Origin of the sequence: Paenibacillus sp. JCM 10914, from assembly GCF_001315105.1 — a bacterium.
Lineage (GTDB): Bacteria > Bacillota > Bacilli > Paenibacillales > Paenibacillaceae > Paenibacillus_AQ.
This window is the reverse complement of sequence record NZ_BAZR01000025.1, coordinates 40,504-53,990: the sequence shown is the minus strand read 5'-3', so window position 1 is coordinate 53,990 and position 13,487 is coordinate 40,504. Positions and strand designations below refer to the sequence as shown.

The following is a 13,487-nucleotide window of genomic DNA, read 5'->3' as shown; positions in this document are numbered from 1 at the left end:
CTAGTTCACATCTTCGACAGCGATTTCCTTCTCCAACTCGCGTGCTGCGGCTTCATCCGTCACGAGTATATCCTCGTGGCCGAATTTCAATACGGCATGAATCGCCTTGCCCTTGCCGCAGCCACCTGCAATGCCTATAATCGTCTCGGTCTTCATGATGTCCTCCAGCCGCAGGCCAAGCGTCAGCATTCGATGAACGACGGTACCTTCATCGCTGAAGTAGTAACCGAAGGATTCCGAAATCGCGCCATCTTCCTGCAAGCTGCGAATGGATGCATCGTCCAGCTTACGTCTTCGCGCCATCTCCATCGCGTCGCCGATCCCGTGAACAATGATACGACTGCTGCGAATCACATCCACGATTTCTTGGATATGGTGATCCTGGACCAAGGACTGGTAAGCATCTTCACTCAATAGATCCGGTACATGCAGCAGACGATATTCAGCGCCGACGCGCTTCGCCATATTCGATGCAATCGTGTTCGCTTGAATCTCCACACTCTCGCCAAGCCCGCCGCGTGCAGGTACAAACCATGTACCTCTGAGGGGGCCTGCCGTCAAGGGAGACATCTGCTCTGCGACTTCGGCAAGCGTAGATCCGCCTGTCACAGCGATCGTGTCGCCATTCTCAATAAAACTTAACAGCGTCCTTGCTCCCGCTCGCCCGAGCTCGCGCTTCACTTCCGGCGATGATTCGCTGTCGCCCGGAATAATGACGACTTTGCGGAGTCCATATGCCTGACGAATCTTCTCTTCAAGTTCAACCAGTCCGTACAGTTCATTCATGACCGGCTCAAGCTCCTCCAGCAAGGCTAGGCCAGCATGGCTGATCCGCATCCCGAGTGTCTCGATGTCAATTAAACCTTGTGCTTTCAGGAGATCGGTTTCGGCCCGGAGGACCCGTTCTGTCATCGATAATGTCGATGCCAACGTTCTTCGACCAACCATTCCGGACAATTTGATCTGATGTAGTATTGTATATCTTCGCTTAAGGGTCTCCATCAGATCCGGCAGAAGCTGCTCTTGTATTTCTAATAGGTTACGCATGCATTCCACTCCTGCAAACTTCGTCTCGGCTCTCTCCTTATCCTGGTCACAAAATGTCCCAGCAGAACTTTTTAAGTCCCACCTTTATTCTAACCAATAATGATGTCGGTGGCAAGTGCCGTAACGCATATTTATCATGGTGTGCATCGTTATACATTATGACCAAATTCAGGCATCTCTATCTAGCCTCTATATAATAGGATCAAAGTTTTGTGCACTATTGTATTTTGAATATAGATGCGGTATAATCAACTCCGTTGCTGATTTTTTGGTTATGCGCCCGTGGTCCAATGGATATGACGTAGGCCTCCGGAGCCTGAGATCGAGGTTCGATTCCTCGCGGGCGCGCCATTTTAACTTGTCCCAAGTAACGTTCTATATACTGTTTACCCTAAAGCGCCCATGACGGCTCTTTTTTTTACTCGATAGTTTGACTTTCTTTGACTTTTTGATTTAAATTGTTTATCATGTGGGTAATACGGTAACAGTATTGATATATGAGGTACTTTAGAGGAGGTTTTCCACGTGAGTTTTATCCCTATGGTCGTTGAACAAAGCAACCGCGGTGAGCGGGCGTACGACATCTATTCCAGATTGCTGAAAGACCGCATTATCTTCCTCGGCTCCGACGTAAATGACGTGGTCGCCAATTCCATCATTGCCCAAATGCTGTTCTTGTCGGCTGAGGATCCGGAGAAGGATATTCATCTTTACATCAATAGCCCGGGCGGTTCCATTACCGCAGGATGGCAATTTTTGATACGATGCAGTTCATCAAGCCAGACGTTTCAACGATCTGCGTAGGTATGGCTGCTTCGATGGGTGCTTTCCTGCTGAACGCAGGTGCCAAGGGCAAACGTTACGGCCTGCCGAACAGTGAGATCATGATTCACCAGCCGCTTGGCGGCGCGCAAGGTCAAGCCACGGATATTGAGATCCGCGCTCGACGCATTCTCAAGATGCGCGATAAGCTGAACCGCATCCTGTCTGAACGTACTGGTCAGCCACTGGAGCGCATTGAGAAGGATACCGATCGTGACTACTTCATGACGCTGACGAAGCCAAGGAATACGGACTGATCGATCAAGTACTAGAGAATACTCCGCCGCAAGGCCTATAAGTGAGACCACAGTAAAGGGCAGGCGCCGTTATCCGGCACCTGCCCTTTCTTATTGATTGGGGCGGTTAATGCATAGGTGGATGAGAGTATCCCCTCCGGTCGCTGTTGAAATCGGGAATAGGAATGAATGATGAGCGAGATTTCCCGATTTCAAAGGCGAACGCGTTGCTCCTCAGGTGATACTCTCATCTTTTGGGGTTATCCTGCCGTACCAAAGAGGGGGTACACGTCTAAAAGCCCTGCCTTACCATGAGGAAAGGGGAAGAGGCGAAGGACCACTTGTTCGCGCAGCTTACTCACGATAAGCACAAAAAATCCCTTGACCGTAAAAAGCAGAAGCAAATCTCTCCCTGCCCCTACATCAAGGGATTTCTCGCGATTAGTTCCAGTACACCGTTACATATAGACAACAAATTTATCTCGAGAAGCAATAATATTGTTTTCCTCTTATCTGATTACCTGATGCCTTACTTCCAATCCTTCAGCTTGAGCTCAAACTCAGGGAAGCCGAACGCGTACGCCGTATATTCGTATAACTGGAAGTACAAGACCGCCGCGTTATCCTTCACATAGAACTCCGCATCGCTCGGTACACCTTCAAAACCTCCGAGATAGCCTCCATCTTTCTTCATGGTCGTCAGCACGTGATTGTTCAGCTTCTGTTTGTTCTCGCCCTGCATGTTGATAAAATCACCCAGCTTCATCTGCTTGCCGTCCTTCAAGGAGAACGTATAGCTATTGCGGAAAGTCATACCATGAGCTCCGCCCGTATACGAATAGTTGTATGTCATAATGCTTAGCGTATCATTTTGATTGTATTGAACGACGAAATCTCCACTGAATTCATACGGAATGATTGGATCTTCAGGAAATGCACCTGCGCCTTGTTCAATTATATCCATGGTGCCTTCAGCATTTTCCTTCAGTACTTTGTTGATTTCTGCCTGTGCCGCTGCATGATCAAGGCCGCTGATGACGGGATAATTCACAATGGATTCCACACCCTGAATCTTCTTCTCTAAGGGAACCGACTTGATTGTAATGTTGTTTAGCTTTTTCTCACTTAAGCTTAAGGTCTTGGCAGACCCACTCCATTGCCCCTGAATCCCCAAATATTGGCTAACCGCGGCGTACGGCAGATACAGACGCCCTTTGATGATCTGACCGCCCGGCTCCCCGACATAAGAACCGTTCACGAGAATACCGATTTCGCTAGCATCATAGACGACAGCGCTCAGTTTGTTATACCCGTTGCCGATGTTGTACGTCTTGTTCTTGGCATCATACTTGAGTGGCATGCCGAGATGATCCCGTAAAGCGGTAGCAGGAATATAAGTTATCCCGTGATGCACTAGTCCTTTCTGGGGTAAAGCTTTGCCTTTCCAGTACAATGTCACTTCATTCTTGTTCTTTGCTTGTTGGCTGGTGGAAACGCTAGGCTTGGTTGCACTGGCATCGATGGCCGGCCCGCTCATGCCGAGACTTCCCAGCAGGACCCCTGTCGCAATAACGGTTGCACATACGCGAAATTTAGTATTCATAAGGAATTCCACCTTTTTCATAATTAAGTATTGGTTGGTTCTTACTGACTCTCCATCATTATAAGAGCAGCCCCTTACACTTTGGTAACAATGTCGATGACAATTTTGATAACAGGATAAAGGACCTACTCACACAGCAGACATGACTCAGCAACATAAACGGTGACACAACATGTTCTAATCAATACATCCACATACAGCAAATGCGTGTCTTATATGAACCTTACCAACTTCCGCGCCATCCTAAACACCTTCTATTCCAGCCAAGCGGGCAAGCGTAACCCCCCTCATATCCATGAAAAAAAGCCTTGTTCCGTAGAACAAGACTTTCAAAAAAGGTACTTTAGTACCATTCATCCCTATCGACCGCTCTTCAGTTCGGTCCACAAACGATCATATATTTGCAGCGATTCGCCAACGTTGTCGAGCCACTCCGTACGGCCCAGTTCTTCGTCGGTCAGATTGATCATGGTGTTGTTGCGATATTCTTCTGCATGGAATTCCATTGCTTTCTCGTTCGGATTGCTGTATCCGATGTATTCATAGTTCTTCGCGCTGACTTCCGGCTCTAACATGAAGTTGATAAACTTCTCAGCCAATTCCTTATTCTTCGCGCCTTTCGGAATCGCATAATTGTCCGAGAAGATCGTCGCACCTTCATCAGGTACAACATAAGCCACATCCTCATTCTCTTCTGCAATGAATGCAGCATCGCCAGACCAGACGGTTGCAATCCAGCCTTCCTCCTGAATCATTTTCTGCTTAATGTTATCCGTATCAAAGGCCAATACGCTTGGCAGCAGTGTCTTCAGCTCGTCTACAGCGGCGTTGATCTCCGCTTCATCCGTAGTACTGTTCGACTTGCCTTGCTTCTTCAGCGCCATACCAATCATCTCGCGATTGTCATCAAGCAACAGTAACTTGCCTTGGTATTCTGGATTCCACAGATCATCCCAGCTATTGATTTCATCCTTAACATATTTCGTATTATATGCGATTCCAGTTACGCCCGTGGTGTACACGATAGAGTATTGGTTACCAGGGTCGTAAGACGGATTGGTAAACGTCTCTGTCATATTCGCGAAGTTCGGGATATTGTCCATTTGAAGCGGCTCCAACAAATCCGATTCGATCATCGTCTTCACCATATAGTCCGAAGGCTGAATCAGATCGTATCCACTGCCACCCGCTCTAATCTTAGCGAGCAAGTCTTCGTTGTTCGCATAATTATCATAAGTTACTTTCACATCGAATTTTTCCTCGAAATCCTTTAATACTTCAGGATCGAAGTTATCCGCCCAACTGTAAATGTGAAGTGCTTCTTTGCTGGAGCCGCAAGCCGCCAATAAGCCAGCCGATAGCACCGCAACCATACCCACCGCCAGCAGGCGTGTCCATCTTGATTGTTTCAATTCCATATCTCCTCTCTTAGATCGGCAAGGTTTTGTGTTTCTTCTGACCATTGCCGCGGTTAAGTATATACTGGGCTAACAGGATCAAGGTGATGCTCACCAGGATCAGCAGTGTACATAAAGCGTTGATCTCTGGTGAGATGCCTCGTTTCACCTGAGCGTAAATATATATCGGCAATGTTGTGGAGCTTGGTCCGGCGACGAAAAAGCTGACCATGAAGTCATCGAGCGACAAAGTAAAAGCAATTAATGCACCGGCAATGATGCCCGGGGCAATCTGCGGCAATGTCACATGCCGAAAGGTCTGCCAAGGCGTTGCGCCAAGATCCTGCGCCGCTTCATCCAATTGCTTACCCATCCCCGACAGCCTTGCCGTAACGACTACATACACGAACGACATGCTGAAGGTAATATGCGCAATGATAACGGTCGTCTTGCCGAGCGGCATATTCAGTTGGCTGAATAGCACAAGCAAGGACAATCCCATAATAATGTCTGGAATAATTACCGGCAGGTACAATAGTCCGTTCATACCACCACGTCCCTTGCGACTCAGACCTTTCAACGACAAGGCAGCCGCGGTTCCAAGCAGCGTCGACACGATGGTGGATATAAGAGCTATTGTTAAACTGTTCATCAGCGCTTCCATCACGTGACGGTTCTGGAACAGGGAGGTATACCAACTGAAGGTGAAGCCTTCCCAGTTACCACCAAGTCTCGTGTCATTAAAAGAATAGACGATAATGATGATGATCGGCACATAGATAAAAGCCATCATCAGGAATGAATGAATGCCAAGCAGGGGATGATTCTTCTTCATTTACCGTCCCTCCCCTACACGTTGATGTCGAGCTTGCATCGCCCGGTTGAACAACAGAATCAGCACCAACGAGGTTGCCACGAAGATGACCGAGAGTGCAGCACCAAAGGGCCAATTACGCGCTCCGAGAAACTGTGACTGAATGATGTTACTGATCATTGACGACTTCGCCCCGCCCAGGATATCGGTGACAACAAACATCCCGGAAGTAGAGACATAAACCAAAACCGCACCGGTCATGATGCCGGATTTGCTCTGCGGCAGCGTAATGTGACGGAACGCCTTCCATTTCGAAGCGCCCAGATCACTGGCCGCATCAAGCAGTCGCTTATCCATCTGCTCCAGCGCTACATAAATCGGCAGCACCATAAAAGGAATAAAGTTATAGACCATACCTAGCAGGACGGCTCCATACGTATAGAGCATTTGGATCGGCTCGTCAATCCATCCCATCCAGATCAGCAGACTGTTGACCACGCCTTGCGTCCGAAGCAGCAGCACCCAGGCATACGTCCGGATCAGGAAGTTGATCCAGAATGGCACCGTAATCAGAATTAGTCCCCAGGTCTGAATCCGCGGCGATGCCCCAGCAATATAATAAGCGAGCGGATAACTAACCAATAGACAGATCACGGTAGTTAGCAGGGACAACACCAGGGTATCCCAGTATATCCCGAGATAAAGCGGATCAAAGAACATCTTGTACCCTTCCAGGCTGAAGGAGAAGACAACATTCCCTAGCGCGTCGCGGGAAAGAAATGAGATCCCCACAACGATGAGCATCGGGATGATAAGAAACAGAGATAACCACAGCAGCACAGGCGTCAATAGGAACCGGGATTTTTTCATGACCCGATCATCACCTCATCCTTGCTGTTCCAATCCACCCCGACTCTCTCACCGACCTGCCAAGGCTGATCATCCGTAACGTCCAGTGCGATGGTTACTTTCATCGGTTCACCATCCAGCTGGACCAGTAATTTATGAACACTGCCAAGAAATTGCACATCTTCAATTATGCCGGTCTTCTTGCCACCAGCCTCGCGGAGCGGCACCAACTTCTCAGGCCTCACAGCATAAAGTCCTTCCGCCGAAGAGAATACATTATTCTCCCCAACAAAGGTTGCCGCGAACAACGTCTGAGGCTTCGCATAAATCTCCCGCGGCGTACCGATCTGTTCCACTCGGCCGTGGTTCATAATGACGATCCGGTCGGACATCATCATGGCCTCTTCCTGATCGTGCGTGACATATACAAACGTAATGCCGAGCGTACGCTGCAGATGCTTGAGCTCGGATTGCAGGTTCTTGCGCAGCTGCAAGTCCAGTGCACCGAGCGGCTCGTCCAGCAGCAGCACTTTCGGTTTATTGGCAATCGCTCGCGCTATCGCGACTCGCTGCTGTTGTCCGCCCGACAACTGATGCGGGAACCGTTCACGCAGTGCGGTCAACTGCGTCATTGCCACAGCTTCCTCTATGCGCTCCTGAATGAGCGCACGCGGCATTTTTTTCATTTTCAAGCCAAATGCAATATTATCTTCCACCGTCATATGCGGGAATAAAGCGTAGTGCTGAAATACCAAGTTCAGATCCCGCTGGTTAGCCGGTTTGTCGGTCACATTCTGCCCGGCCAGCCAAACCTGGCCTGCTGTCGGCTGCTCGAACCCTGCTATCATGCGGAGAATCGTCGTCTTGCCGCAGCCACTCGGGCCCAGCAAAGTCAGGAATTCCCCTTCTTTAATGGAGAGCGACAGCGGATGCACGACCGCTTGTCCTTGAAAGTGCTTCTCGATCTGGACAAGTTCAATCACATGCACCACTCCTTCATCAGAATATACGACCTGGTTCCAACTACCGGTATTCGTAGTATGCACCAAAAGCGTATCCGCTAAGAAGAAACGGTCATGTACCATCATTTCTCAGAAGGGGAAGATCCGTTTCTTCTTAGGGGGAAGGCTTCTGGTATTTAAGAGAAAAAAGCCATATCCATGGGTATGGCTTTACCATTTCAAGATTAAGTTCCTTTTTTCGCATATTCACTATACCGTGTTTTCCCCCTACACACAACACTTTTCTGTATTATGGCCCCTTCCAAACACAAGAAAAACAGCCCCTCCGTTCAAACAAGGAGGAGCTGCGAGGATAGAACCTTTAACGATTCTTCCTATTTCAATTCGTATTGAACGTAAAGTTGTGTCGATATTTTGATCTCACCTGGTTTGACGGATGTGCTGCCAGCATCATTCGCCATGGAAGACTCGACTTTCGCGGCCATCTCATTCAGACCATAGATACGATCTGTTCCCACGGCTCCCTCTACCACGCTCACCACAACCCCAAGTTGACGCTTGGACGCTTTGGCAATCGCCTTCGCTTTCAAGTCAGCATTCGCAATGGCTTTATCGATAACCTGCTCTTCGAAGGCATCGCGGTTCTCTACAGAGAAGCGTGCATTACCAATGGAGTTGGCGCCCTCCTCAGCTGCGGCATCCAGCAGATCGCCGACTTTGCTCAAATCACGCAGCGTCACTTCCAAAGAGTGATAAGCGGCATAATTCTGCACTTTGCGCCCTTCTTTGTCGTCATACGTGTAATTCGGCTGTACATAGAACTGCTCAGTCTTAATGTCCTTATCGTTGATCTTCCACGTGTCCTTCAACAACTTCATGACTTTTTCAATCTTCTGTGCATTGCTTTTCTGTGCAGATTTAGCCGTTGCTGCATACGACTCAGCCCCGATCGACAAGTATACGATGTCCGGCTTTACGGAAATCTCACCTTTACCTAATACAGTTATAAGATTTTGTTGCACTCCCTCAGCTGCGTACGCCTTGGACGTACCTCCAAACCCCGTAACTGCTGCCGTACCCGTCAACAATGCCCCTGCAATCATAATCGAACCCAATTGTTTGACCCATCTCTTCATCTTCATATCCTCCTTCGATTGGTGTTACTGTCAAGCCTGCTTTATCTCTCAGACGAGGGAATTTGGTAAATGTTGCATCCGTTTATCGTGTTTCAAAAATATTTTTTTGAACCTCTTCATTTAGGTGATAAAGCCTGAAACAATCTGTTTTTTGGGCAAGATAAGGTACCGGAATTACACACATGACTGTTTAATATGTAACGATTTACGGGTAACTAACTTGGGATGCTTTTTACGAACAAAAGGGAGGACATTATGAAATCGATACGGACCATATTATTTACCTTATCGCTACTGCTCATCACGACAGCTGGCATCCCTTACGGGCATGTCACTGCTTCATCTGCGCCGGCCTCCGGTAAAGTATATCAAATCGGGACGGACGTCACCTTTGCACCATTTGAGTTCCAGGATGCCAGCGGAGAGTTTGTGGGCATTGATATGGATCTGCTGGCAGCGATTGCCGAGGATCAGAACTTCCGCTATGAGATCAAGCCGATGGGCTTCAATGCGGCCGTACAGGCACTGGAAGCCAACCAAGTCGATGGTGTCATCGCAGGTATGAGTATTACGGAGGAACGGAAGCAAAAATTCGACTTTTCGGACCCATACTTTCAATCCGGGGTCGTCATGGCTATTCGTGAAAATGACGATTCGATCCAAGGCTATGAGGATTTGAGGGGAAAGCGGGTTGCCGTCAAGACAGGCACCGAGGGTTATAGCTTCGCTGAGTCCATTGCCGATGAGCATGGCTTTACGATCGTGCCCTTCGATGATTCGGACCAAATGTACAATGACGTCAGAACAGGAAATTCCGTTGCTTGCTTCGATGATTATCCCGTACTGGCATATGGAGTGCAACAGAACAACGGATTACAGATCGTAACGGATATGGAGGCAGGCGGTGAATACGGCTTTGCCGTTGGCAAGGATCGTAATCAGGAGCTACTTGAAATGTTCAACACGGGCCTGACCAACCTTAGAGCAAGTGGAAAATACCAAGAAATTATCGACGTTTATCTTGGCGAGAACGCTTCTGTCGGTCCGGCCAATCAGAGCCGCTGGGAACTCATTGTAGAATCCTCCCCTCGCTCCTGTCGGGACTTGGTAAGACCATTATGTATACACTCGTTTCCTTGGTCTTTGCCTTTATCCTCGGGCTGATCTTCGGTTTCATGAAGGTTGGGCGCAACAAGGTGCTGCGCGGTATTGCCACGGTATTCGTTGATATTTTCCGCGGTATCCCGCTGATCGTACTCGCTTTCTTCATCTATTGGGGCATTCCGCAAGCGTTCGGATTTACGATGCCGCTGTTCGTGGCCGCCGTGCTGACGCTGACGCTGAATGCAGGCGCTTATATCACCGAAATCATCCGCGGCGGGATTCAATCCATTGATCCGGGTCAGATGGAGGCGGCTAGGTCACTTGGTCTTCCTTATCGCAGGGCGATGATCAAGATCATTATTCCACAAGCGATCAAAGTCATGATTCCGTCGTTCATCAATCAGTTTGTTATCACGCTGAAGGATACTTCGATCTTGTCGGCCATCGGGCTGGTGGAACTCACGCAATCAGGAAAAATCATCATAGCAAGAACGTTTGCTTCATTCGATATTTGGCTCGTGGTAGCGATTATGTACCTGATCGTGATTACAGTCCTTACGAAGATCGCAAACCGTTTGGAAGGGAAGGTTCGTCATGGGTAAAATTCGGATAAAGGGCTTAAAGAAGAGCTTTGGCAGCAATCATGTGCTCAAAGGCATTGATGTGGAGGTGCAAGAAGGAGAAGTCGTCTGCGTCATTGGACCTTCCGGTTCAGGTAAAAGTACGTTTCTGCGCTGCATCAACCGACTGGAGGACATTACCGCAGGCAGTGTGATCGTGGCCGAACGCGACATCAACGACCCCAATACCGATATCAATAAAGCACGCGAAAATATCGGCATGGTCTTTCAGCATTTCAACCTGTTCCCGAACTTCAATGTGCTGAAGAACATCATGTTCGCTCCGATGGAGCTTGGCAAGCAGAACACGGAACAGGCGCGGGCTACCGCGCTCCAGTTGCTTGAGCGGGTTGGCCTGTCAGATAAAGCCGACGCGATACCCAGCCAATTATCCGGCGGCCAGAAGCAGCGTGTCGCTATCGCCCGCGCACTGGCCATGAATCCGGACATTATGCTCTTTGACGAGCCGACGTCAGCGCTCGATCCAGAGATGGTCGGCGAAGTGCTCGGCGTTATCAAGGACCTTGCACGCGAAGGCATGACCATGGTCATCGTCACGCATGAGATGGGCTTTGCGCGCGAGGTCGCGGATCGCGTCATCTTCATGGATGAGGGCTATATCGTGGAAGAAGGTCCGCCTGAAGAATTGTTCGGCAGACCGAAGCACGAGCGTACGATTAGCTTCCTGGAGAAGGTACTATAGCGAGGTGAATAACAACAAGCGGCGTCCGAACCATAATTGTTCGAGGCGCCGTTTAAACATTTCTGGTGTATGAATAAGCAGGTCCACAACGGAGAAATTTCGCATGAGATGATAAATTTAGATGCAAATATGCAGTTTTGGGGAGTGAATTCCGTATGCTTGAGCCAAAAGCCTGCAAAAATGCAGTTATTTAAGGAGCATGGCACTGAAATCGAACAACACGAACTAAAAAGATGCAAATATGCAGGTATCGAGAGGAAAGCGATGGTTTTACCTTCTAAAGCCTGCATTTTTGCAACCTTTTGCTGCAATCGCGACTCTACCACCACTCTATCACCTTGCCACCATCTCCAACTCAGCCCCTCAGACTGATGATCTTCACCATTTAATTCTTCTAATTCGCATTTCCTAGTTGCCAGCTTCCAACCTAAGCGCTATTCCCTGCTCGCGCATGGCTTTAGCGGCAAATGTACCGTAAACGTTGACCCCTGCCCTAGCTGCGACTGTACTGACACGCTTCCCTTGTGAATATCCAGAATTCGCTTGACGATCGATAAGCCTAGTCCGCTTCCACCGAGAGCACGGTTACGTGATTTATCGGCCTTATAGAAGCGTTCAAAGATCCGGAGCTGGTCCGTTTCGGATATCCCCACGCCTGTATCGGATATATTCACGGTAGCCTCCTGCTCCGCTGCGTTCAAGGTTATCGTAATAGCACCCGAATCCGGCGTGAATTTGATGCTGTTATGAAGCAAATTGGTCCATACCTGGCTGAGCAGATCCTCGGTTGCCACTATCTCCACAGCTGCCAGTTCCAGGCTGACTTGAATATTCTTCGCCAGCCACTGCGGCTCACATGCCGAGACAATCGTACGCAACTGCCGGTCCAGTCGATACCGATCCGTCACAAACCCTTGCTGCTCTCCTTCCAAGGAGGACAGCTTCAGCAGATTATCGCTGAGCTGAGACAGACGGCGGGCCTCTCCTTCGATGATCTCCAAGTAATGATCCCGCCGCACTTCAGGCAGGTTCGGCTTGCGAAGCGCCCTGGCGAATCCGCGTATCGAGGTCAGCGGCGATTGAATTTCATGAGACACATTGGAGATGAAATCCTGACGCATCGTCTCCATCCGCCCCAGCTCGCCCGCCATGTCGTTAATGCTGCTGGCAATCATCTTGAATTCGCCGCGCCACTCCCGATCGTCCATCTTCACATTGAAATCCCCTTGGGATATCCGGCGCATGGCATCCGTAATGGCAGTCAGCACGGCAATCTGTCTGTGCTTGAAGAGCAGTCCCACCAGCAGTATGCATATAAAGAATATTATAACGCCCGTAAACAGGTTGATCAGTTGGACAACATAATCCCAAGGCGGGGTTCCCGTCCAGGTATATACGAACCTCGTTACATAGGTGCCTGCCGTCCATGATGCACCCAGGACCGCGAAGATCAAGAGGGTCTGAAGGGTTTCCCGGACGATTTTCCACAAAATTTTGAGCGTTTTCCTCATCAGCCCTCACCTACCTCCAGCCGATAGCCAAGCCCGCGGACCGTACGAATCCTGAACCGGTATTTCTCCTCCGGAAACCGCTCCCGCAGCCGGTTCACGTGCACGTCCAGCGTCCGTTCGTTCCCTTCAAAGTCATAGCCCCATATCTCCTCAATCAGCCGGTCCCGCGTCAACGTGCTGCCGGGATAACTTGCCAGCTTGAAGAGCAGTTCGAACTCCTTCAGTGGCAGGGTGAACATGTCATCAGCCGCCTTGACCTCATAGGTTCTGCGGTTCATCTGCAGCTTCCCGATGGTTACCGTCTGGGAGGCTGCGACCTGATAACGCTTGAGCAACGCTCTAACACGTACGACCAGTTCGGCAGGTTCGAAGGGCTTCACCAGATAATCGTCTGTACCCAGCTCAAAGCCCTTCACGATCTGTGTCGTCTCCCCTTTTGCCGTTAACATCAGTACCGGGATTCCGGTACTCCTCCGGATCTCCCGACATAACTCCCATCCATCCATATTCGGCATCATGATATCCATCACGACCAGATCGACGGATGTCTGATCCATCACGGATAGTGCCTCAACACCATCAGAGGCTTCGAGCACCTCTTCCAGCCCCGCTTCCTCCAGAAACACCTTCACGAGCTCGCGGATGTTCGAATCATCATCGACTACCAATATTTTTGCCATGGC

Annotated in this window: 10 protein-coding genes, 1 tRNA gene and 2 pseudogenes; 4 read left to right on the top strand and 9 right to left on the bottom strand. The window is 49.4% G+C overall.

The window, feature by feature from the left end; genetic code table 11:
• The gene (locus JCM10914_RS21540) at positions 1-1,047 is read right to left on the bottom strand and encodes a sugar-binding transcriptional regulator (protein ID WP_023964618.1); all 1,047 of its coding nucleotides are present in this window, start codon (positions 1,045-1,047) and stop codon (positions 1-3) included.
• A gap of 276 nt (positions 1,048-1,323) precedes the next feature.
• Between JCM10914_RS21540 and JCM10914_RS21535 the strand changes: the two genes are divergently transcribed.
• Together JCM10914_RS21535 and clpP are read left to right on the top strand one after the other, a co-directional pair.
• A tRNA-Arg gene (locus tag JCM10914_RS21535) sits at positions 1,324-1,398 on the top strand.
• Between the two features lie 174 nt (positions 1,399-1,572).
• Positions 1,573-2,167, top strand: a pseudogene (gene clpP, locus JCM10914_RS21530) (ATP-dependent Clp endopeptidase proteolytic subunit ClpP).
• Between the two features lie 467 nt (positions 2,168-2,634).
• On the opposite strand, the gene JCM10914_RS21525 reads toward clpP, so the two are convergent.
• The 6 genes from JCM10914_RS21525 to JCM10914_RS21500 all read right to left on the bottom strand — a co-directional run bounded on the left by JCM10914_RS21525 (position 2,635) and on the right by JCM10914_RS21500 (position 8,866).
• A complete protein-coding gene (locus tag JCM10914_RS21525; RefSeq protein ID WP_023964612.1) occupies positions 2,635-3,708 on the bottom strand; it encodes a PdaC/SigV domain-containing protein in 1,074 nt (357 codons plus the stop codon).
• A gap of 359 nt (positions 3,709-4,067) precedes the next feature.
• On the bottom strand, positions 4,068-5,120 hold the full coding sequence (locus JCM10914_RS21520) for a PotD/PotF family extracellular solute-binding protein (RefSeq protein ID WP_036719460.1): 1,053 nt from the start codon (positions 5,118-5,120) through the stop codon (positions 4,068-4,070).
• A 16-nt stretch (positions 5,121-5,136) separates the two neighbouring features.
• Positions 5,137-5,940, bottom strand: a complete 804-nt coding sequence (locus tag JCM10914_RS21515; RefSeq protein WP_023964608.1) for an ABC transporter permease — start codon at positions 5,938-5,940, stop codon at positions 5,137-5,139.
• Entirely contained in the window at positions 5,941-6,789 is an 849-nt protein-coding gene (locus tag JCM10914_RS21510) for an ABC transporter permease (RefSeq protein WP_023964606.1), read from the bottom strand.
• Complete coding sequence (locus JCM10914_RS21505; RefSeq protein ID WP_081739868.1) at positions 6,786-7,757, bottom strand: ABC transporter ATP-binding protein; 972 nt, start codon at positions 7,755-7,757, stop codon at positions 6,786-6,788. The genes JCM10914_RS21510 and JCM10914_RS21505 overlap by 4 nt, the downstream gene beginning before the upstream one ends.
• Before the next feature lie 347 nt (positions 7,758-8,104).
• Positions 8,105-8,866 carry an SIMPL domain-containing protein gene (locus JCM10914_RS21500; RefSeq protein WP_023964602.1) on the bottom strand — a complete coding sequence of 254 codons (762 nt, stop codon included), beginning with the start codon at positions 8,864-8,866 and terminating at the stop codon, positions 8,105-8,107.
• A gap of 255 nt (positions 8,867-9,121) precedes the next feature.
• On the opposite strand from JCM10914_RS21500, the pseudogene JCM10914_RS21495 reads away from it, so the two are divergent.
• Together JCM10914_RS21495 and JCM10914_RS21490 are read left to right on the top strand one after the other, a co-directional pair.
• Positions 9,122-10,572, top strand: a pseudogene (locus tag JCM10914_RS21495) (amino acid ABC transporter substrate-binding protein/permease).
• Positions 10,565-11,293 carry an amino acid ABC transporter ATP-binding protein gene (locus tag JCM10914_RS21490; protein ID WP_023964596.1) on the top strand — a complete coding sequence of 243 codons (729 nt, stop codon included), beginning with the start codon at positions 10,565-10,567 and terminating at the stop codon, positions 11,291-11,293. Before JCM10914_RS21495 ends, JCM10914_RS21490 begins: the two are co-directional and overlap by 8 nt.
• Before the next feature lie 434 nt (positions 11,294-11,727).
• On the opposite strand, the gene JCM10914_RS21485 is transcribed toward JCM10914_RS21490, so the two are convergent.
• Together JCM10914_RS21485 and JCM10914_RS21480 are read right to left on the bottom strand one after the other, a co-directional pair.
• Positions 11,728-12,804 (bottom strand): cell wall metabolism sensor histidine kinase WalK, encoded by a 1,077-nt coding sequence (locus tag JCM10914_RS21485; RefSeq protein ID WP_023964594.1) that lies wholly within the window; start codon positions 12,802-12,804, stop codon positions 11,728-11,730.
• A complete protein-coding gene (locus JCM10914_RS21480; protein ID WP_023964592.1) occupies positions 12,804-13,484 on the bottom strand; it encodes a response regulator transcription factor in 681 nt (226 codons plus the stop codon). Before JCM10914_RS21480 ends, JCM10914_RS21485 begins: the two co-directional genes overlap by 1 nt.
• Positions 13,485-13,487: the final 3 nt, after the last annotated feature.